The organism is Oceanimonas aquatica (assembly GCF_030732065.1).
Taxonomy (GTDB): Bacteria; Pseudomonadota; Gammaproteobacteria; order Enterobacterales; family Aeromonadaceae; genus Oceanimonas.
The window spans coordinates 1-18,713 of record NZ_JAVBHX010000017.1 but is presented as its reverse complement, the minus strand read 5'-3'; the positions used below and the strand labels follow the sequence as shown (position 1 = coordinate 18,713).

At 58.7% G+C, this 18,713-nt stretch carries 19 protein-coding genes, 1 rRNA gene and 2 pseudogenes; 18 read left to right on the top strand and 4 right to left on the bottom strand.

Annotated elements, in window-relative coordinates; translation table 11 throughout:
* From rrf to Q9290_RS16270, 12 genes and pseudogenes are all read left to right on the top strand, one after another.
* A 5S ribosomal RNA gene (gene rrf, locus Q9290_RS16325) occupies nucleotides 1-97 on the top strand; the annotation flags it as partial.
* 79 nt (nucleotides 98-176) lie between these two features.
* Nucleotides 177-431: pseudogene (locus Q9290_RS16320) on the top strand (tautomerase family protein); the annotation flags it as partial.
* Between the two features lie 70 nt (nucleotides 432-501).
* Nucleotides 502-888 carry a fluoride efflux transporter CrcB gene (gene crcB, locus Q9290_RS16315; RefSeq protein ID WP_306080701.1) on the top strand — a complete coding sequence of 129 codons (387 nt, stop codon included), beginning with the start codon at nucleotides 502-504 and terminating at the stop codon, nucleotides 886-888.
* Nucleotides 889-946: 58 nt separating this feature from the next.
* Entirely contained in the window at nucleotides 947-1,702 is a 756-nt protein-coding gene (ubiE, locus tag Q9290_RS16310) for a bifunctional demethylmenaquinone methyltransferase/2-methoxy-6-polyprenyl-1,4-benzoquinol methylase UbiE (protein WP_306080700.1), read from the top strand.
* Nucleotides 1,702-2,319, top strand: coding sequence for a ubiquinone biosynthesis accessory factor UbiJ (locus Q9290_RS16305; protein ID WP_306080699.1), 618 nt, complete (start codon nucleotides 1,702-1,704; stop codon nucleotides 2,317-2,319). Before ubiE ends, Q9290_RS16305 begins: the two co-directional genes overlap by 1 nt.
* Nucleotides 2,316-3,953 (top strand): ubiquinone biosynthesis regulatory protein kinase UbiB, encoded by a 1,638-nt coding sequence (gene ubiB / locus Q9290_RS16300; protein ID WP_306080698.1) that lies wholly within the window; start codon nucleotides 2,316-2,318, stop codon nucleotides 3,951-3,953. Before Q9290_RS16305 ends, ubiB begins: the two co-directional genes overlap by 4 nt.
* 82 nt (nucleotides 3,954-4,035) lie before the next feature.
* Entirely contained in the window at nucleotides 4,036-4,290 is a 255-nt protein-coding gene (tatA, locus tag Q9290_RS16295) for a Sec-independent protein translocase subunit TatA (protein ID WP_306080697.1), read from the top strand.
* Nucleotides 4,291-4,293: 3 nt separating this feature from the next.
* Nucleotides 4,294-4,641, top strand: a pseudogene (tatB, locus tag Q9290_RS16290) (Sec-independent protein translocase protein TatB); the annotation flags it as partial.
* A gap of 2 nt (nucleotides 4,642-4,643) precedes the next feature.
* Nucleotides 4,644-5,390 carry a twin-arginine translocase subunit TatC gene (gene tatC, locus Q9290_RS16285; RefSeq protein WP_306080695.1) on the top strand — a complete coding sequence of 249 codons (747 nt, stop codon included), beginning with the start codon at nucleotides 4,644-4,646 and terminating at the stop codon, nucleotides 5,388-5,390.
* On the top strand, nucleotides 5,387-6,172 hold the full coding sequence (tatD, locus tag Q9290_RS16280; RefSeq protein WP_306080694.1) for a 3'-5' ssDNA/RNA exonuclease TatD: 786 nt from the start codon (nucleotides 5,387-5,389) through the stop codon (nucleotides 6,170-6,172). Before tatC ends, tatD begins: the two co-directional genes overlap by 4 nt.
* A gap of 2 nt (nucleotides 6,173-6,174) precedes the next feature.
* Nucleotides 6,175-7,188 carry a porphobilinogen synthase gene (hemB, locus tag Q9290_RS16275; RefSeq protein ID WP_306080693.1) on the top strand — a complete coding sequence of 338 codons (1,014 nt, stop codon included), beginning with the start codon at nucleotides 6,175-6,177 and terminating at the stop codon, nucleotides 7,186-7,188.
* A 103-nt stretch (nucleotides 7,189-7,291) separates the two neighbouring features.
* Nucleotides 7,292-7,639, top strand: a complete 348-nt coding sequence (locus tag Q9290_RS16270) for a RidA family protein (RefSeq protein ID WP_306080692.1) — start codon at nucleotides 7,292-7,294, stop codon at nucleotides 7,637-7,639.
* A gap of 41 nt (nucleotides 7,640-7,680) precedes the next feature.
* Here the strand turns inward: Q9290_RS16270 and gppA are convergent, their stop codons facing one another.
* Together gppA and rhlB are read right to left on the bottom strand one after the other, a co-directional pair.
* On the bottom strand, nucleotides 7,681-9,162 hold the full coding sequence (gppA, locus tag Q9290_RS16265) for a guanosine-5'-triphosphate,3'-diphosphate diphosphatase (protein WP_306080691.1): 1,482 nt from the start codon (nucleotides 9,160-9,162) through the stop codon (nucleotides 7,681-7,683).
* 5 nt (nucleotides 9,163-9,167) lie between these two features.
* Complete coding sequence (gene rhlB / locus Q9290_RS16260; protein ID WP_306080690.1) at nucleotides 9,168-10,472, bottom strand: ATP-dependent RNA helicase RhlB; 1,305 nt, start codon at nucleotides 10,470-10,472, stop codon at nucleotides 9,168-9,170.
* Between the two features lie 115 nt (nucleotides 10,473-10,587).
* On the opposite strand from rhlB, the gene trxA reads away from it, so the two are divergent.
* The 4 genes from trxA to fre all read left to right on the top strand — a co-directional run bounded on the left by trxA (nucleotide 10,588) and on the right by fre (nucleotide 14,673).
* Entirely contained in the window at nucleotides 10,588-10,914 is a 327-nt protein-coding gene (gene trxA, locus Q9290_RS16255; RefSeq protein ID WP_014290643.1) for a thioredoxin TrxA, read from the top strand.
* A gap of 182 nt (nucleotides 10,915-11,096) precedes the next feature.
* Nucleotides 11,097-12,362 carry a transcription termination factor Rho gene (gene rho / locus Q9290_RS16250; RefSeq protein WP_107852768.1) on the top strand — a complete coding sequence of 422 codons (1,266 nt, stop codon included), beginning with the start codon at nucleotides 11,097-11,099 and terminating at the stop codon, nucleotides 12,360-12,362.
* Nucleotides 12,363-12,475: 113 nt separating this feature from the next.
* The gene (gene ubiD / locus Q9290_RS16245) at nucleotides 12,476-13,975 is read left to right on the top strand and encodes a 4-hydroxy-3-polyprenylbenzoate decarboxylase (protein ID WP_306080689.1); all 1,500 of its coding nucleotides are present in this window, start codon (nucleotides 12,476-12,478) and stop codon (nucleotides 13,973-13,975) included.
* A gap of 2 nt (nucleotides 13,976-13,977) precedes the next feature.
* Complete coding sequence (gene fre, locus Q9290_RS16240) at nucleotides 13,978-14,673, top strand: NAD(P)H-flavin reductase (protein ID WP_306080688.1); 696 nt, start codon at nucleotides 13,978-13,980, stop codon at nucleotides 14,671-14,673.
* A gap of 65 nt (nucleotides 14,674-14,738) precedes the next feature.
* On the opposite strand, the gene ubiK is transcribed toward fre, so the two are convergent.
* Together ubiK and ilvY are read right to left on the bottom strand one after the other, a co-directional pair.
* Nucleotides 14,739-15,005, bottom strand: a complete 267-nt coding sequence (gene ubiK / locus Q9290_RS16235; protein ID WP_306080687.1) for a ubiquinone biosynthesis accessory factor UbiK — start codon at nucleotides 15,003-15,005, stop codon at nucleotides 14,739-14,741.
* A 59-nt stretch (nucleotides 15,006-15,064) separates the two neighbouring features.
* Nucleotides 15,065-15,967, bottom strand: a complete 903-nt coding sequence (gene ilvY / locus Q9290_RS16230; RefSeq protein WP_306080702.1) for an HTH-type transcriptional activator IlvY — start codon at nucleotides 15,965-15,967, stop codon at nucleotides 15,065-15,067.
* Between the two features lie 135 nt (nucleotides 15,968-16,102).
* Between ilvY and ilvC the strand changes: the two genes are divergently transcribed.
* Together ilvC and tcdA are read left to right on the top strand one after the other, a co-directional pair.
* The gene (gene ilvC / locus Q9290_RS16225) at nucleotides 16,103-17,587 is read left to right on the top strand and encodes a ketol-acid reductoisomerase (RefSeq protein WP_306080686.1); all 1,485 of its coding nucleotides are present in this window, start codon (nucleotides 16,103-16,105) and stop codon (nucleotides 17,585-17,587) included.
* A 154-nt stretch (nucleotides 17,588-17,741) separates the two neighbouring features.
* Nucleotides 17,742-18,530, top strand: a complete 789-nt coding sequence (gene tcdA / locus Q9290_RS16220) for a tRNA cyclic N6-threonylcarbamoyladenosine(37) synthase TcdA (RefSeq protein WP_306080685.1) — start codon at nucleotides 17,742-17,744, stop codon at nucleotides 18,528-18,530.
* Nucleotides 18,531-18,713: the final 183 nt, after the last annotated feature.

Sequence of the window (18,713 nt, the reverse complement as noted above, 5' to 3'; positions counted from 1 at the left end):
GTGGAACCACCTGATTCCATGCCGAACTCAGCAGTGAAACGCAACCGCGCCGATGATAGTGTGGCAGCTGCCATGTGAAAGTAGGTCACTGCCAGGCACCCAATACCGAAAAGCCCGATACGTATGTATCGGGCTTTTTTCGTGTCTGCTCATTTTCCACCAAATTTGACTCAGCTCACATTTTCTACTCTAATACCGGCTCGTTTTTCAGACATCTAAAGGAAGAAACCATGCCGATTCTTAATATCGCCCTGATCGAAGGTCGCAGCAACGAGCAGAAGGAAGCCCTGATCAGCGAAGTGACCGATGCCTGTGTCCGCGCTCTCGATGTGAAACCGGAAACCGTGCGCATTCTGCTGCAGGACATCGCTACCCAGGACTTCGGCGTGGCCGGTGAGTCCGTTCGCGCCAAGCGGGAACGCCAGGCCTGAGCCATTCGAGCATGGGTTTTTGAGTCCGACCGGCGTAAACTGATGTTCCGTTTGTTTACGCCGGTTTATCATGAAAACCCTGCTGTTTATTGCGTTCGGCGGCGCCACCGGCGCCGTACTGCGTTTCCTCATTACCGATCTGATGGGCCGCCTGCTCGGTCGCTCCTTTCCCTTTGGTATTTTTACCGTCAACCTGATCGGCTCCCTGCTGATGGGTATCATCTTTGTGCTGGTGCAGCAGCAGGCGATCAGTGCCCACTCCTGGCGTCCCTTTATGATGGTGGGGATGCTGGGCGCCCTGACCACTTTTTCCTCTTTTTCGCTGGATACGGTGCTGTTGCTTGAGCACGGTCAATGGTTTAAGGCCGGGCTGAATGTGTGCCTCAATGTGGTTTGCTGTATGATATTCACTTTTATGGGAATGCAGATCACCCACAGCCTGCTGGCTTCCCGTTAGTCCGGCCCGGGCATTTGCAGTACACTGCCTTACTTCGATTTTTACAGGTGTCTTGAGAATGTCAGAACAGCACAAGTCGACGACCCATTTCGGTTACCAGACCGTGAATGCCGATGAAAAAGAGCAAATGGTGGCCAGCGTTTTCCATTCGGTGGCGGCCAAGTACGACGTGATGAACGACCTGATGTCCTTTGGCATTCATCGCCTGTGGAAGCGTTTCACCATCGACTGCTCCGGCGTGCGTCCGGGCCATAAAGTGCTGGATCTGGCCGGTGGCACCGGTGACCTGACCGCCAAGTTTTCCCGCATGGTGGGGGAACAGGGCGAGGTGGTGCTGGCCGATATCAACGACTCCATGCTCAAGGTGGGCCGTGACAAGCTGCGTAACAAGGGCCTGGGCAACAATATCTCCTATGTGCAGGCCAATGCCGAGGCGCTCCCGTTCCCCGATAATCATTTCGATTTGATCACCATCGCCTTTGGTCTGCGTAACGTCACCAACAAGGACAAGGCGCTGGCGTCCATGCAGCGGGTGCTGAAGCCGGGCGGCCGCCTGCTGGTGCTGGAGTTCTCCAAGCCTCAGCACGAGATCATGAGCAAGCTGTACGACTTCTATTCCTTTAACGTGCTGCCCAAGATGGGCGCCCTGGTGGCCCAGGACAGCGACAGTTACCAGTATCTGGCCGAGTCTATTCGCATGCATCCGGATCAGGAAACCCTCAAGCAAATGATGGAAGAAGCCGGCCTGGAGCAGGTGGAATACTTTAATCTGACCGACGGCGTGGTGGCGCTGCACCGCGGGTTCAAATTCTGATGAAGGCACTGCTGTTGCCGTTGCTGAACGGTACCCTGGAAACCGCCATTAATCGCCTGCTGCAAGGCACCGGCGGCGCACAAAAGCTGAAACCCCTTAATGGCCGGGTATTGCAGTTGACGCTGACAGAGCTGGCCAGCTTTTACCTGATCTTTATCGACGGCCGGCTGGAACTGCTGGGCCATTACGAAGGCCGAGTCGACAGTCACCTCAGCCTGTCGCTCAACGCGCTGGGCCTGCTCAAGGACAAGGGCTTGCTGATGCAGTACATTCGTGACGGCCGCCTCGATCTCGAAGGCGACCCTCAGCCCTGGCAGTATCTGAGCACGCAGCTGCGCGACACACCCGTCGATCTCGAAGAATGGCTGGTGCCCTACACCGGTGACGCACTGGCCCATCTGCTGTGCCGCCATGGCCGGGAAGCGAAAGCCTCCCTGAGTCAACGTTTGAGTGGTGCTCAGCAACACCTGGGCGACTATGTGCGCGAAGAAGCCCGGCTGGCGGTGGGGTCGCTGGAGCTGGCCGACTTCGGTGACGAAGTGGAAGAACTGAGCAAACGACTGAACCGCCTGCAGGGACGCCTGGCGGCACTGACCGACAAGGTGACCCATTCATGAAAAAACTGCGGGAGCTGCGGCGGCTGTACCAGATTGGCCGTACCCTGTTCGACTATGGCCTGGATGAACTGATCCCGGCCCGGTTGCAGATCTGGCCGGCACGCATGGCACGCAAAAGCCTGTTCTGGCTGAACAACAAGCATCCGGATCTCTCCCGGGGCAAACGCATTCGCCTGGCCCTGGAGCACCTTGGGCCGGTGTTTATCAAGTTTGGCCAGATGCTCTCTACGCGCCGGGATCTGCTGCCGCCCGACATCGCCGAAGAGCTGGCCCTGTTGCAGGACAGGGTGCCTCCCTTTGACGGCCGGCTGGCTCGCCAGCAGATTGAGCGCAGCCTGCGTCAGCCCATTGAAGCCCTGTTTGACGAGTTCGACGAAAGGCCCCTGGCTTCGGCCTCCATCGCTCAGGTGCATACCGCCCGGCTGAAAACCGGCCAGGAGATCGTGATCAAGGTGATCCGTCCCGGTATTGAACGGGTGATCGAGGCCGATGTCAGCCTGATGCATTCCATGGCCACCCTGATCGCTCGCCTGGTGCCCGAGCGCAGCAGCCGACTGCGGCCGGTGGAAGTGGTGGAAGAATACCGCAAGACCCTGCTCGACGAGCTCAACCTGCTGCGGGAAGCGGCCAACGCCATTCAGCTGCGCCGTAACTTTGAAGGCTCACGCACCCTCTATGTGCCGGAGATTTATTCCAGTTACTGCCATGAAAATGTGCTGGTGATGGAGCGCATCTATGGCATTCCGGTGTCCGATATTGAAGCCCTGAAAGCCAATGGCACCAATATGAAGCTGCTGGCAGAGCGGGGTGTGGAGGTATTCTTCACCCAGGTATTCCGGGACAGCTTTTTTCACGCTGACATGCACCCGGGCAATATCTTCGTGTCTTACGACCACCCGGAAGATCCTCAGTGGATAGGCATCGACTGCGGTATTGTCGGCACCCTCAACCGGGACGACAAGCGCTACTTGGCGGAAAACTTCCTGGCTTTCTTTAACCGGGACTACCGCAAGGTGGCTGAGCTGCATGTGGAATCGGGCTGGGTGCCGGCCGACACCAAGGTGGAAGAGTTTGAGTCAGCCATTCGCACCGTGCTCGAGCCCATTTTTGAAAAGCCCCTGTCCGAAATTTCCTTTGGTCATGTGCTGCTGAACCTGTTCAACACCGCCCGCCGCTTTAATATGGCCGTGCAGCCCCAGCTGGTGTTGTTGCAGAAGACCCTGCTCTATGTGGAAGGGGTGGGCCGTCAGCTCTACCCGCAGCTGGATCTGTGGAAAACCGCCAAGCCCTTTCTGGAAGACTGGATGCAGAAGCAGGTGGGCTACAAGGCGGTGATTAACGGCGTAAAGGAAAAAGCGCCTTACTGGGCGGAAAAACTGCCGGAAATTCCCGAGCTGGTGTACGACGCCTTGCGCCAGGCCAAGCTGCAGCAGCGCCAGATGACCGGCCTGTACGAGCGTTACGCCGGACATGACCAGCGTCGTGGCCAGGGTCAGTTTTTGCTGGCAGTGGGGGCTTCCACTCTGCTGGCCAGTACCCTGCTGCTGGGTATGGATGAAAGCCGACTGGCTACGTCTGGTCTGGTGCTGACTTTGGTTGTATGGTGGCTGGGGTGGCGGCGAATCGCGCGATAGTTTGATCTGGTGTCAGATTTTCGTCACTTGGCTGCAATATAATGGCTTTTTATCGTTCACTGTTTGTATAGGAAAGTGAGTTATGGGTGGAATCAGTATTTGGCAACTGCTTATCGTGGTGCTCATCGTGGTGCTGCTGTTCGGAACCAAGAAACTGCGCGGCATGGGCAGTGATCTGGGCTCGGCGGTCAAGGGCTTCAAAAAGGCCATGACCGACGAGGATCAGGACAAAAAGGACGCCGACTTCGAGCAGCAGAAACTGGCCGACAAGAAAGACCAGGCCGAGCCTTTGAACCAGCAGGAGCAGGACAAGGCCAAAGACAAAGATCGGGTATAAATCATGTTCGATATCGGTTTTTGGGAACTGGTGGTAATTTCGGTCATCGGCCTGGTGGTGCTCGGGCCGGAGCGCCTGCCTGTGGCCATTCGCACCGTGTCCCGCCTGTTCAGCACGGTACGCAACACCGCCAACGCGGTGAAAACCGAACTGGCCCAGGAGCTGAAAATGGAAGAGCTGCACCGGGATCTGAAAAAGGCCGAGCAGCTCGGCATGAAGGACCTCAGTCCCGAGTTGCAGCAATCCATCGATCAACTGAAAGACGCCGCCGCCTCGGTGAACCGGCCTTATGAAAAGCGCCCCGAGCAGAATGCGGATGAATCCTCCAGCACAGAGCCCCGGAAACCTTCTGAATGAGTGAATCACAGCAGCCCCTGATCAGCCACCTGGTGGAGCTGAGGTCGCGCCTGTTGCGCGCCTTTGCCGCCGTGCTGGTGGTGTTTCTGGGCCTGGTCTATTTTGCCAACGACATCTACACGCTGCTGGCCACCCCGCTGCTGAAGCAATTGCCGGAAGGGGCGAGCATGATCGCCACCGGCGTGGCCACGCCTTTTCTCACGCCGATCAAGCTGACGCTGATCGTGTCCTTTTTTGCTGCCATTCCCATTGTGCTTTATCAGGTGTGGGCCTTTATCGCCCCTGGCCTGTACAAGCATGAAAAACGGCTGATCGCGCCATTGGTGTTCTCCAGCGCCTTGCTGTTTTATGCCGGTGCGGCCTTTGCCTATTTTGTGGTGTTTCCGCTGGCATTTGGCTTTTTCACCAGCATGGCGCCGGAAGGGGTCACCATTGCCACCGATATCGCCAGCTACCTGGACTTTGTGCTGGGGCTGTTTATCGCCTTTGGTATCGCCTTTGAGATCCCTATTGCCACCATACTGCTGTGCTGGACCGGGGTCACCACCCCCAAGGATCTGTCTGGCAAGCGCCCCTATGTGGTGGTGGTGGTGTTTATTGTGGGCATGCTGCTAACCCCCCCGGATGTTATTTCCCAGACCCTGCTTGCCATTCCCATGTGGCTGCTGTTTGAAATCGGCGTCTTTTTTGGCCGTTTCTATGTGCGCGAAGAAGAAAACGACGAGCAGGAGCCGGCGCCGTGATCGACATTGGCGTTAACCTGACCAGCTCCCAGTTTGATAAAGACAGAGAAGCGGTTCTGGCCCGGGCCGAGGCTGCCGGCGTTACCGGTCTGGTGCTGACCGGCACCAACCTGGCGGAAAGCCGGGCGGTGGCGGAGTTCGCTGCCAGCCGGCCGGGTTTTTGTTACGCCACCGCCGGGGTACATCCCCATGATGCCAAAACCTTTGACGACGCCACGCTCGGTGAGCTTCGCCGGCTGGCGGCACAGCCGCAGGTGGTGGCCATTGGCGAGTGTGGCCTCGACTTCAACCGGGACTTTTCGCCACGGCCGCAGCAGGAGGCCGCCTTTGAAGCCCAGCTGGCCCTGGCCGCCGAGTTGCAACTGCCGGTGTTCATGCACTGCCGGGATGCTCACGACCGTTTTATGGCCATTCTTGCGCCCTGGCGTACCCGGCTGCCGGCGGCGGTGCTGCACTGTTTTACCGGCAGCGAGGATGAGTTGAAAGACTGTCTGGCGCTGGATCTGCACATCGGCATTACCGGCTGGATCTGTGACGAGCGCCGGGGCGCCGAGCTGCAGCGGCTGGTGTCGCTGATCCCGGCCGACCGGCTGATGATGGAAACCGACAGCCCCTATCTGATCCCCCGGGACCTGTCGCCAAAGCCGGCTTCTCGTCGCAACGAACCCGCCTACCTGCCCCATATCGCCGGGCGCATTGCCGCCTGCCGGGGCGAGAATCCCGCCGGACTGATCGCCACCACCACCGCGACCAGCCGGGCCTTTTTCCAACTTCAGGAGTGAACATGACCAAACAAGTGATGGGTGGCTTTCCCGGCCGCCGCCTGCGCCGTCTGCGCAAGCACGATTTCAGCCGTCGCCTGGTGCGCGAGCACACCCTGACCGTGGACGATTTGATCTACCCGGTGTTCGTGCTGCCGGGCATTCAGCGCCGGGAAGCGGTGGCCTCCATGCCCGGCATCGAGCGGCTGTCCATCGATCTGCTGCTGGAAGAAGCCGCCGAGCTGGTAGCACTTGGCATTCCGCTGCTGGCCCTGTTCCCGGTGGTGAATGCTGCCGAGAAAACCCTGCTGGCGGAAGAAGCGTATAACCCCGATGGTCTGGTGCAGGAAGCGGTACGGGAGCTGAAAGCGGCATTCCCGGAGCTGGGCATCATGACCGATGTGGCTCTGGACCCCTACACGGTACACGGCCAGGACGGCATTCTCGATAAAGACGGTTATGTGCTCAACGACGTGACCACAGAGGTGCTGGTCAAGCAGGCCCTGAGCCATGCCGCCGCCGGTGCCGACATGGTGGCTCCGTCAGACATGATGGACGGCCGCATCGGTGCCATTCGTCAGGCGCTGGAAGAAAACGGCTTTATCAATACCCAGATCATGGCCTACTCCGCCAAGTATGCGTCCAATTATTACGGCCCGTTCCGGGATGCGGTTGGCTCTGCCGGCAACCTCAAGGGCGGCAACAAGGCCACCTACCAGATGGACCCCGCCAACACCGACGAGGCGCTGCAGGAAGTGGCCTTTGACATCGAGGAAGGCGCCGACATGGTCATGGTGAAGCCGGGCATGCCTTATCTGGACGTGGTGCGCCGGGTCAAGGATCAGTTCGGCGTGCCCACCTTTGCCTATCAGGTGAGTGGCGAATACGCCATGCACATGGCCGCCATTCAGAACGGCTGGCTCAAGGAAAAGGAATGCATCATGGAGTCGCTGCTGTGCTTCAAGCGCGCCGGTGCCGACGGCATTCTGACCTACTTCTCCAAGCGCGTGGCCCAGTGGCTGAAAGAGCAGGACTGAGCATTTAACCCGTGACAAAAAGCCCCGTTCTTCGGGGCTTTTTTGTTACAATGATCACACTTTTCAGACCCCTTTCTATTTTCTACAAGGAGAGTGAAATCCGATGACCATTATTCGCAAGTCCACCAACGAGAAAGTCAGCCGTGTTGTTATCCACAACGACACCGTCTACCTGTGCGGTCAGGTGGCCAAGGACGTGACCGAGGACTTCGTGGGCCAGACCAAACAGGTACTGGCACGCATCGACGAGCACCTGGCGGAAGCGGGCACCGACAACTCCAAAATTCTGTCTGCGCTGATCCACATTAAGGACACCGCCAACGTAGGTGCCTTTAACGAGCTGTGGAACGAGTGGCTGCCGGAAGGCTGCGCCCCGGCCCGCTCTTGCGTGCAGGCCCACATGGCCCGCGAGGTGGTGCTGGTGGAAGTCACCGTGATTGCCGCCCTGTAAGCAGAGCAAGAAAAGACAAAAAGCGCCGAAAGGCGCTTTTTTTATGTTTCCACCACATCCAGTGGCCAGCCCAGTTCACTTTGGCGCTTGGCTTCCGTTTGCAGCTCGGTGGCGCGCAGATGATGGTCGTTGCACCAGCCGGCGGGCAGGGTAAGGGTGAGCCGCTCTCCTTGCTGTGTGAGCCGAAACTCGGGCACTGTGCCTTTGGTGCGGCGCAGGCACAGAATAATGGCCAGACGCAGCAGGCGGGCCAGCAGCACGGCGCGGCTGGCATCCAGGGCGCACTGTGCCTGCAGCGCTTCCAACCGAAACTCGTCCCGCTGATTCAGCAGCAGGGCGGCCAGCAGCCGCTGCTGGGGTGCGGTAAAGCCCGGCAGATCGATATGGCGAATAATGTAGGCGGCATGCTCCGGGGCGCGCTTGTATTCGATGCACAGGCCGAGCTCGTACAGCATGGCGGCACGGGCCAGCATGCAGGCGTCATCATTATCCATACCGGGCTGCAGCTGCTTCAGGGCCAACAGGGCGGTGTTGCGCACTCGCTCGCCCTGTTCCCGGTCGAGCTGGTAGCGGGCGATCAGGCTGTCGATGGTTCTGTCCTGGGCATCGCAGTCCTGACGGGTGCCCAGCATGCCGTAGACCAGGCCTTCGCGCAGGGCGCCGCCGGCCAGCACCATGTTGTCGATGCCGAGAGTCTCAAACAGGGCGATTAAAATGGCCAGGCCCGAGGCAAAGACCGGCGTCCGCTCGGGAGTGAGCCCGGTCAGTTGCAGCCGGTCCACGTGACCGCAGGCGATGGCCTGTTCCCTGAGATGAAGCAATTTGGCTAGGGTGATGTGCTCGTTCTCGCCCTGAGCCATCATGATTTCCTGAATGGCCTGCACGGTTCCCGAGGCACCAAAGGCATGCTGCCAGCCCCGCTTGAGGTAGCCGGCAGCCACCGGTGACAACTCACGCCTGGCGGCGCTGATCGCACTGGCAAAGCTGGACTCGCTCAGCTCGCCATCGGGAAAATAGCGCTTCAGCCAGGTTACACAGCCCATGTTCAGGCTGTGCAGCAGCTCTGCCGAGGCACCTTCGCCAATCACCAGCTCCGTACTGGCACCGCCAATGTCGATCACCAGTCGCCGGCCGGTACCGGATGACGTCCAGGCCACGCCCTGATAGATGGTGGCGGCCTCTTCCTCTCCGGAGATGATGTGAATGGAGTGGCCGAGAATGGTTTCGGCACGGGTGAGAAAGGTATCAATATTGGTGGCCAGGCGCAGGGTGGCGGTGCCCACAATACGTACCTGATCGGCGGGGACGTCCTGCAGTTGTTCGGCGAACAGTTGCAGGCAGTCCCAGCCCCGCTCCATGGCGGCTTGATCCAGGCTGCCATCGGGCTGCAGCCCGGCAGCCAGGCGCACCTTGCGCTTGACCTTGGCCAGGGTACGGCAGGCCCCCTCCACTTGCTGCACCACCAGCATGTGAAAGCTGTTGGAGCCCAGGTCAATGGCCGCGTACAGCGACGAGGTGGCCATCAGGATCAGCTCCGGCTGCCCTGGGGCCGGCGACGACGATTGCCGGCAGGACGACGCTGGCCACCGCCCTGACGGTCCCGCACATTGCGGTTCATGCCGGCCCTGTGGTGGTGAATATGTTTGGGCGCGGTCACGTCCTTGAGCAGGGCCTCACTGTCATATTTGCTGACCGGAATTTCGTGTTCGATGTAGGCTTCTACCGCCGGCAGATTGAACACGTATTCCTCACAGGCAAAGCTGATGGAGCTGCCGCTGGCGCCGGCCCGGCCGGTACGGCCGATGCGGTGCACATAGTCTTCCGCGTCGTCGGGCAGATCGTAGTTGAATACGTGACTGACATCGGGAATGTGCAGGCCGCGGGCGGCGACATCGGTCGCCACCAGAATGTCGAGGGCCCCGCTGGTAAAGTCTTCCAGAATTTTCAGGCGCTTTTTCTGGGGAACATCGCCGGTAAGCAGGCCCACGCGGTGGTTGTCGGCCTTGAGCCAGGCATAGACTTCTTCGCAGCTGTGCTTGGTGTTGGCAAAGACGATGGCCTTGTCGGGCCACTCTTCTTCCATCAGGGTGAGCAGCAGCAGCATCTTTTCTTCCTGCGCCGGATAGAACAGCTCTTCCTGAATGCGCACGCCGGTTTTACGCTCCGGTTCCACCTGAACGTGTTCCGGCTCGTTCATGTGCTCGTAGGCCAGTTCCTGCACTCTGAGCGACAGGGTGGCGGAAAACAGCATGTTCTGGCGCTGGCTGGCCGGTGGCATGCGGCGGAACAAAAAGCGAATGTCCTTGATAAAGCCCAGATCAAACATGCGATCCGCTTCATCCAGCACCACCACCTGAATGGCATCCAGGCTGATCACCTTCTGTTTAAAGAAGTCGATAATGCGGCCGGTGGTCCCGATCAGAATGTCGACGCCAGCGTCCAGCACTTCCACCTGCTTTTCATAGGGCTCGCCACCATAGGCCAGCCCCAGCTTGAGACCGGTGCTGTCGCTCAGGGTGTCGGCATCGTTGTGAATTTGCACCGCCAGCTCGCGGGTGGGGGCCATGATGATAGCGCGGGGCTGATTGGTTTTGCGGTCGGCGGAAGCGGGAGTGGTCAACAGATGGTTAAAGGTGGCGGCGAGAAAGGCGATGGTTTTGCCGGTGCCGGTCTGGGCCTGTCCGGCGATGTCTTTACCCGCCAGCAGCGGTGGTAGCGACAACGCCTGGATTGGCGTGCAGTTGTGAAAACCCTTGGTTTCCAGCCCGGCCAGCACTTGTGGTTGCAGGCCCAGCTGGGCGAATTTTGTCTCGGTAAGATGTGTTTTGCTCATAGCGTTCAGATTATCAGGTTAGGCTTGCAATAATAAACAGGATCATTTGAAATAGGGCAACTAAATTGCCCCTTTGTCGTGTGTTTTTGGGGGCAAAGACTGACTGGAGTTGGAGATGAGTGACAAAATTGTTCAGCTGACCGATGCCAGCTTCGATGCAGACGTCATCAAGGCTGAAGGCCCGGTACTGGTGGATTTCTGGGCTGAGTGGTGTGGTCCGTGCAAGATGATCGCCCCCATTCTGGACGAGGTGGCCGGTGAATATGAAGGCAAGGTGACCGTCGCCAAGCTGAATATTGATCAAAACGCAGAAACCGCTCCCAAGTACGGCATTCGTGGCATTCCCACGCTGCTGCTGTTCAAGAACGGCGAAGTGGCGGCGACCAAGGTCGGTGCCCTGTCCAAGACTCAGCTTAAAGAGTTCCTGGACGCCAACCTGTAATTCAGCAAGGGGTGCGCAAGGCACCCCTTGTGGTTTTTGCTAGACGCTTTTTCTTTTTGGTGCTAGTTTGTTGTTCGTTTGCTAGCCTATTTTCATGCCTCTAAGGCGCTTTCTAATCAAAACATCAATCCGGCAGATTTTTCTGACCATTTGACATTCCTGGTTGATAGACACTCACCACTATGAATCTGACTGAACTCAAGAATACCCCTGTATCTGAGCTGATAAAGCTTGGGGAAAACATGGGCCTGGAAAACCTCGCCCGTCTGCGCAAGCAAGACATCATCTTTGCTATCCTCAAAGCCCATGCCAAAAGTGGTGAAGATATTTTCGGCGACGGCGTGCTCGAAATTCTGCAGGACGGCTTCGGCTTTCTGCGCAGCGCCGACTCCTCCTATCTGGCCGGTCCCGATGACATCTATGTGTCTCCCAGCCAGATCCGTCGATTCAACCTGCGTACCGGCGACACCATCTCCGGCAAGATTCGGCCCCCGAAGGAAGGCGAACGTTACTTCGCCCTGCTGAAAATCAGCCAGGTTAACTTCGACAAGCCCGAAAACTCCCGCAACAAGATCCTGTTTGAAAACCTCACTCCGCTGCATGCCAACGAGCGCATGAAAATGGAGCGGGGCAACGGCTCTACCGAAGACATCACCGCCCGGGTGCTGGATCTGGCTTCACCCATCGGCAAGGGCCAGCGTGGCCTGATTGTGGCGCCGCCCAAGGCCGGTAAGACCATGCTGCTGCAGAACATCGCCCAGAGCATTGCCTACAACCATCCCGAGTGTGTGCTGATCGTGCTGCTCATCGACGAGCGTCCGGAAGAAGTGACCGAGATGCAGCGTATGGTTAAAGGTGAAGTGATCGCTTCCACCTTTGACGAGCCGGCGGCCCGTCACGTGCAGGTGGCCGACATGGTGATCGAAAAGGCCAAGCGTCTGGTAGAGCACAAGAAGGACGTGGTGATCCTGCTCGACTCCATTACCCGTCTGGCCCGTGCCTACAACACAGTGGTGCCGAGCTCCGGCAAGGTGCTGACCGGTGGTGTGGACGCCAACGCCCTGCATCGCCCCAAGCGCTTCTTTGGTGCCGCCCGTAACGTGGAAGAAGGCGGCAGCCTGAGCATTATCGCCACCGCCCTGGTCGACACCGGCTCCAAGATGGACGATGTGATCTACGAGGAATTCAAGGGCACCGGTAACATGGAACTGCATTTGTCCCGCAAGATCGCCGAAAAGCGGGTTTATCCAGCCATCGACATCACCCGTTCCGGTACCCGTCGCGAAGAGCTGCTTACCACCGCCGACGAGCTGCAGAAAATGTGGATTCTGCGCAAGATCGTTCACCCCATGGGCGAGATCGACGGCATCGAGTTCCTCATCGACAAGCTGGCCATGACCAAGACCAACGACGAGTTCTTCGACGCCATGAAGCGTCAGCAGAAGTAATCGTTACCCAGCACGAAAGAAACCGCGGCTTGCCGCGGTTTTTTGTTGTTTGATACACGCGGCCATGAAAGTGGGTATAATCCTCACGCCACTCGATACACTCGGAACAACCTATGAAATACAAGGATTTACGAGATTTTATCGCGCAACTTGAAGCCCGGGGGGAGCTGAAGCGCATTCACCAGGAAATTGACCCCTACCTGGAAATGACCGAGATCTGCGATCGCACCCTCAAGGCGGGCGGTCCGGCGCTGCTGTTTGAAAACCCCAAGGGCTACGACATGCCGGTGCTGGGCAACCTGTTCGGCACTCCCAAGCGCGTGGCCATGGGCATGGGCCAGCCGGATGTAGGCGCGCTGCGGGAAGTGGGCCGCTGGCTGTCTTACCTGAAGGAGCCCGAACCGCCCAAGGGCCTGAAGGAGCTGATGGAAAAGCTGCCCATCTTCAAGCAGGTGCTCAACATGCCGGTCAAGCGGCTGAAAAGCGCTCCCTGTCAGGAAGTGATCCAGGAAGGGGACGAGGTGGATCTGACCCGCATCCCGGTGCAGCACTGCTGGCCCGGCGACGCCGCACCGCTGATCACCTGGGGCCTGACCATTACCCGCGGCCCTTATAAAAAGCGCCAGAACCTGGGCATTTACCGCCAGCAGGTACTGGGCAAGAACAAGGTGATCATGCGCTGGCTCAGTCATCGAGGCGGGGCGCTGGACTTTCGTGAGTGGCAGGAGGCCAACCCCGGCCAGCCTTATCCGGTGGCGGTGGCGCTGGGCGCCGATCCGGCGACCATTCTCGGCGCCGTGACCCCGGTGCCCGACACCCTGTCGGAATACGCTTTTGCCGGCCTGCTGCGGGGCAGCCGCACCGAGGTGGTCAAGTGCCTGGGCTCCGATCTGGAAGTGCCGGCCAGTGCCGAGATCGTGCTGGAAGGATATATCTATCCTGATGAAGTGGCCCCGGAAGGGCCTTATGGCGATCACACTGGTTATTACAACGAAATCGACGAATTTCCGGTGTTCACCGTGGAGCGCATCACCCGGCGCCGCGACGCCATCTACCATTCTACCTATACCGGCCGTCCACCTGATGAGCCGGCGGTACTGGGCGTGGCGCTGAACGAAGTGTTTGTGCCCATACTGCAAAAGCAATTTCCGGAGATCACCGATTTTTACCTGCCGCCGGAAGGCTGCTCCTACCGCATGGCGGTGGTGACCATGAAAAAACGCTACCCCGGCCATGCCAAACGTGTCATGCTGGGCGTTTGGTCGTTTTTACGACAATTCATGTATACCAAGTTCGTTATCGTGTGCGACGACGACATCAATGCCAGAGACTGGAACGACGTGATCTGGGCCATTACGACCCGAATGGACCCGGCGCGGGATACCACATTGATCGAGCACACCCCCATCGACTACCTGGATTTCGCCTCGCCGGTCTCCGGTCTGGGCTCCAAAATGGGCCTGGATGCCACCAACAAGTGGCCGGGTGAAACCAACCGCGAATGGGGCGAGCCCATCGTGATGACGGACGAGGTCAAACAACGGGTCGATGCGCTGTGGGACCAACTCGGTATCCTGAATGCGAGTGCAGAACAGAGTGAGATCAAAGGATAGTCATGCAAAAAACAAGCTGTAATGTCGAAGCGCTTCATGAAATGGCCGATACCCTCTGGTATGTGCGGCTGAAGCCGGAGCAGCCGGTGGACTTTAATGCCGGCCAGTACCTGCTGGTGGTGATGGCGGATGACGACAAGCGTCCCTTTTCCATTGCCAACAAGCCCCTGGAAAACGGTGAAATCGAGCTGCACATTGGTGCTTCGGCCGACAATACCTATGCCATGCAGGTGCTCAAGCGCATGCAGGAGCAGGGTCAGATTGAGGTGCAACTGCCGGCGGGCAAGGCCTATCTGCGCGAGTCCCGCCATCCGGTGATCCTGATGGCCGGCGGCACCGGCTTTGCCTATACCCGCTCCATTTTGCAGCAAATGCTGGCCGACGGCCTGCACAAGCCGGTATTCATCTACTGGGGCGTGCGTCATGAAGACCATCTGTATGCCCATGACGAACTGGCCACCTGGGCCGCCGAGCACAAGGAGCTGACCTATGTGCCTGTGGTGCAGCATGGTGGTGAGCAGTGGCAGGGCCGCGGCGGTCTGGTGCATGAAGCCATTATGGAAGACTTTCCCAGCCTGACCGGTTACGACATTTATGTGGCCGGCCGTTTTGAAATGGCAGGTGTGGCCCGGGAAGCCTTTAAAGAGAAGGGCGTGGATGCCGAACGGCTGTTTGGTGACGCCTACGAGTTTATCTAAACTCGTTGCCTGCTCTTAAATACAACAATGCCGGGCAAGCCCGGCATTGTGCTTTTCAGCGGCGGTTATTCCTGCTCGCTGCGGCCATCGGCCAGCTGTTGTTCCAGCAGCGCCAGGCGGGTTTCAAGCTCGTTCAGTTTTTCCCGGGTGCGCAGCAGCACCTTGGTCTGCACGTCGAACTCTTCCCGGGTGACCACATCCAGCTTGCCCAGCTGGGACTGCAGCACGGTGCGAATGCGCTTTTCCGCTTCCTCACCCATGTTTCTCAGCCCGGCGGGCATGTTGCTTTGAATCTGTTTGGCGATCTCTTCCAGTTTTTTCGGGTCCAGCATGGTCGCTCTCCTTGAAATATTGCTGCCATTGTAACCCATGCTCAGTAGCGGCACACACCCTAATCATGGGACTCGGGGTTGCCCTGTTGCAGGGCAATCTGGCGAAAGGCGCGGATCAGCGGATCGTCCAGCCGCTTTTTCAGCAGGCACACGCCCACCTCAAAGGGTTTGAGATCGGGGGTCACCGCCAGCCGTTGAATCTTGTCGGCCATGGGGCTGTGGCGGATCACCGCCGTAGGCACCAGGGCCACGCCACAGCCCAGCGCCACCATGCCGACGATGGCCTCGTTGCCGGCCACCTCGGCATAGACGTTTGGGCTGATGCCCTTGTTGCGAAACCACTGGTTGGTGCGTTTGCGGGCTACGCCCTGCTCCGGCAATATCACCGGAATGCGGCTCCAGTCGGCGGGACTTTGTTGCAGCAGCTCGTTGGCCAGGCAGGGAATGCGCGGCGCAATAAACACCAGCGGCACCGTTTGCAGGCGAATGAATTCCAGCTTGGCTGGCAGGGCGTCGGGGCGGGCGGCAATGGCCAGATCGGTTTCCTCGTTCAGCACCTTGTCGATGGCCAGGGCGGGATCGCCGGTTTCCAGCCGAAGCTCCAGTTGCGGGTAACGGGTGCGAAAGCGGGCCAGTATGTCGGGTAGCAGAAAGTAACTGGCGGTCACCGAGCAGAACAGTCGCAGCCGGCCCTGCAGCGGGCTGTCGTTGTGGCGCAATTGATCGCGCAGGTGCTGCCATTCCGCCAGCCAGCCGTCGGCAAACTGCTGCAGCCGGAGTCCTGCCGGCGTCAGCGCCACACTGCGGTTGTCCCGCACCAGCAGCTCGCAGCCCACTTCTTGCTCCAGCCGCTGAATGGCCCGGCTCAGGGTAGAGGGGCTCACGGCCATGGCGTCGGCGGTACGGCCAAAGTGCAGGCTCTGGCTGAGGTGAACAAAAAGCTCCAGGTTGCGCAGTTCCATCATGTTGCACCAAATGAAATACTCTATTTCGAATATATCATTTCCGGCAATGCTGTGCCTGGGGTATATTGCTGAGGTCGCCACCGGAAACGGTGCAAATATTCAAAAGTAACGGATTAATTGGAGCAAAAGGTCATGGCTAACTATTTCAATACCCTGAACCTGCGTCAGCAGCTCGAGCAGCTCGGCAAGTGTCGTTTCATGAACCGCAGCGAGTTTGCCGACGGTTGTAACGTCCTGAAGGGCAAAAAGGTCGTTATCGTTGGTTGTGGCGCTCAGGGCCTGAACCAGGGTCTGAACATGCGTGATTCCGGCCTGGACGTAGCCTACGCCCTGCGTGCCGAAGCCATTGCCGAGAAGCGCAAGTCTTTCGTGCAGGCCACCGAGAACGGCTTCAAGGTAGGCACCTATGAAGAGCTGATCCCCACCGCCGACCTGGTCATGAACCTGACTCCGGACAAGCAGCACACTTCTGCCGTTAACGCCGTTATGCCCCTGATGAAGGAAGGTGCCGCCCTGGGTTACTCCCACGGTTTCAACATTGTTGAAGAAGGCATGCAGATCCGTAAGGACCTGACCGTAGTCATGGTTGCTCCCAAGTGCCCCGGTACCGAAGTACGTGAAGAGTACAAGCGTGGTTTCGGTGTGCCCACCCTGATCGCCGTTCACCCCGAGAACGATCCCAAGGGCGAAGGTCTGGCCATCGCCAAGGCCTGGGCCTCTGCCACCGGCGGCGATCGTGCCGGCGTTCTGGAGTCTTCCTTCGTCGCTGAAGTGAAGTCCGACCTCATGGGTGAGCAAACCATCCTGTGCGGTATGCTGCAGGCCGGTGCCATCGTGTGCCACGAGAAGATGGTGGCCGACGGCATCGATGCTGGCTACGCCGGCAAGCTGATCCAGTTCGGTTGGGAAACCATCACCGAAGCCCTGAAGCAGGGCGGCATCACCAACATGATGGATCGCCTGTCCAACCCCGCCAAGATCAAGGCGTTTGACCTGGCCGAAGAGCTGAAAGAGCTGATGCGCCCGCTGTTCAACAAGCACATGGACGACATCATTCAGGGCAACTTCTCCGCCGGCATGATGGCCGACTGGGCCAAGGACGACCACGACCTGCTGACCTGGCGTGAAGAAACTGCCGAAACCAGTTTCGAGCAGTACCCGGCTACCGACGTTGCCATTGGCGAGCAGGAATACTTCGACAACGGCATTCTGCTGGTGGCCATGGTCAAGGCCGGCGTAGAACTGGCCTTCGAAGCCATGACCGCGTCCGGCATCATCGATGAGTCTGCCTACTACGAGTCTCTGCACGAACTGCCGCTGATCGCCAACACCGTTGCCCGTAAGCGTCTGTACGAGATGAACGTGGTTATCTCCGACACCGCTGAATACGGTAACTACCTGTTCGCCAACGCCGCGGTACCGCTGCTGCGCGAGCACTTCATGCCGAAGGTGGGCACCGACGTGATTGGCAAGACCATCACCGTTGAGTCCAACTCTGTCGACAACCGTCGCCTGATCGACGTGAACGAGGCCATTCGCAACCACCCGGTGGAAATCATCGGCAAGACCCTGCGTGCCTACATGACCGACATGAAAAACATCGCCGTTGGCGGTTAAACAAACAAAACGATAAACAGAGCTGTATCAAGGGAGGCGAAAGCCTCCCTTTTTTGTGCTCGATGTTCATGCCGGTCATTTTCCCTTTGGGCTCTTTTTCGACCTGCGAGTCGCCTTTGATATAATGCCCTGCTGAATTCTGGGAGAGTGAACAATGAGTTTTGACGAGCGTTTCGGAGGCATTGCCCGCCTCTATGGTGCCCGGGCCCTGGCCTGCTTTGCCGAGGCCCATGTGTGTGTGATCGGCATTGGCGGCGTGGGCAGCTGGGCGGCGGAAGCCCTGGCGCGCTCCGGCATTGGCGCCATCACCCTGATCGACATGGACGATATTTGCATTACCAATACCAACCGGCAGATCCATGCCCTCAGCAATCAGATCGGTGCTGAAAAGACCCAGGCCATGGCCGAGCGGATTGCGCTGATCAACCCGGACTGCAAGGTGACGGTGGTGGATGACTTTATCAGCGCCGACAATCTCGCCGAGCATCTGCTGACGGGCTTTGATTACGTGGTGGATGCCATCGACTCGGTGCGCGCCAAGGCGGCGCTGATTGCCTTTTGTAAGCGCAACAAGATCCCGGTGATCACCGCCGGCGGTGCCGGTGGCCAGATAGATCCTTCCCAGATCCAGATCCGCGATCTGAGCAAAACGATCCAGGATCCATTGGCGGCCAAGGTGCGGGGTGAACTGCGCCGCTTCTATAATTTCAGCAAGAATCCCAAGCGCAAGTTCGGCGTGGACTGCGTGTTTTCCACCGAGCAGCCCCGCTATCCGGACGGCGAGGGCGGCGTCTGCAGTGCCAAGCAGGAATCGGACGGCACCATGAAAATGGACTGCGCTTCAGGCTTTGGCGCCGTCACCCACATCACCGCCACCTTTGGCTTCTTTATGGTCAGCCGGGTGCTTTCAAAGCTGGCCACTCAGGCTGACAGCCAGAGATAGGCAAGAGTATCGCCACGCGAAGCATCAGTGCGGTTGCACTCCGCCGACACGCTTCAAGTACCTATATGGACACCTCGCTTTTCGCAAGTGGGGTTTCCGTGTTTTGGCGGCCAGGATTAACTGCACCCGTATATTCGGCCTGTTTTGATGAGTGAGCCATCGGCTCACCCTGGCCCTGATGAG

Coding starts and splice junctions, on each gene's coding strand:
- crcB (WP_306080701.1), top strand. CDS start 502: ATGAAAACCCTGCTGTTTATTGCGTTCGGCGGCGCCACCGGCGCCGTA.
- ubiE (WP_306080700.1), top strand. CDS start 947: ATGTCAGAACAGCACAAGTCGACGACCCATTTCGGTTACCAGACCGTG.
- Q9290_RS16305 (WP_306080699.1), top strand. CDS start 1,702: ATGAAGGCACTGCTGTTGCCGTTGCTGAACGGTACCCTGGAAACCGCC.
- ubiB (WP_306080698.1), top strand. CDS start 2,316: ATGAAAAAACTGCGGGAGCTGCGGCGGCTGTACCAGATTGGCCGTACC.
- tatA (WP_306080697.1), top strand. CDS start 4,036: ATGGGTGGAATCAGTATTTGGCAACTGCTTATCGTGGTGCTCATCGTG.
- tatC (WP_306080695.1), top strand. CDS start 4,644: ATGAGTGAATCACAGCAGCCCCTGATCAGCCACCTGGTGGAGCTGAGG.
- hemB (WP_306080693.1), top strand. CDS start 6,175: ATGACCAAACAAGTGATGGGTGGCTTTCCCGGCCGCCGCCTGCGCCGT.
- Q9290_RS16270 (WP_306080692.1), top strand. CDS start 7,292: ATGACCATTATTCGCAAGTCCACCAACGAGAAAGTCAGCCGTGTTGTT.
- gppA (WP_306080691.1), bottom strand. CDS start 9,162: ATGGCCACCTCGTCGCTGTACGCGGCCATTGACCTGGGCTCCAACAGC.
- rhlB (WP_306080690.1), bottom strand. CDS start 10,472: ATGAGCAAAACACATCTTACCGAGACAAAATTCGCCCAGCTGGGCCTG.
- trxA (WP_014290643.1), top strand. CDS start 10,588: ATGAGTGACAAAATTGTTCAGCTGACCGATGCCAGCTTCGATGCAGAC.
- rho (WP_107852768.1), top strand. CDS start 11,097: ATGAATCTGACTGAACTCAAGAATACCCCTGTATCTGAGCTGATAAAG.
- ubiD (WP_306080689.1), top strand. CDS start 12,476: ATGAAATACAAGGATTTACGAGATTTTATCGCGCAACTTGAAGCCCGG.
- fre (WP_306080688.1), top strand. CDS start 13,978: ATGCAAAAAACAAGCTGTAATGTCGAAGCGCTTCATGAAATGGCCGAT.
- ubiK (WP_306080687.1), bottom strand. CDS start 15,005: ATGCTGGACCCGAAAAAACTGGAAGAGATCGCCAAACAGATTCAAAGC.
- ilvY (WP_306080702.1), bottom strand. CDS start 15,967: ATGGAACTGCGCAACCTGGAGCTTTTTGTTCACCTCAGCCAGAGCCTG.
- ilvC (WP_306080686.1), top strand. CDS start 16,103: ATGGCTAACTATTTCAATACCCTGAACCTGCGTCAGCAGCTCGAGCAG.
- tcdA (WP_306080685.1), top strand. CDS start 17,742: ATGAGTTTTGACGAGCGTTTCGGAGGCATTGCCCGCCTCTATGGTGCC.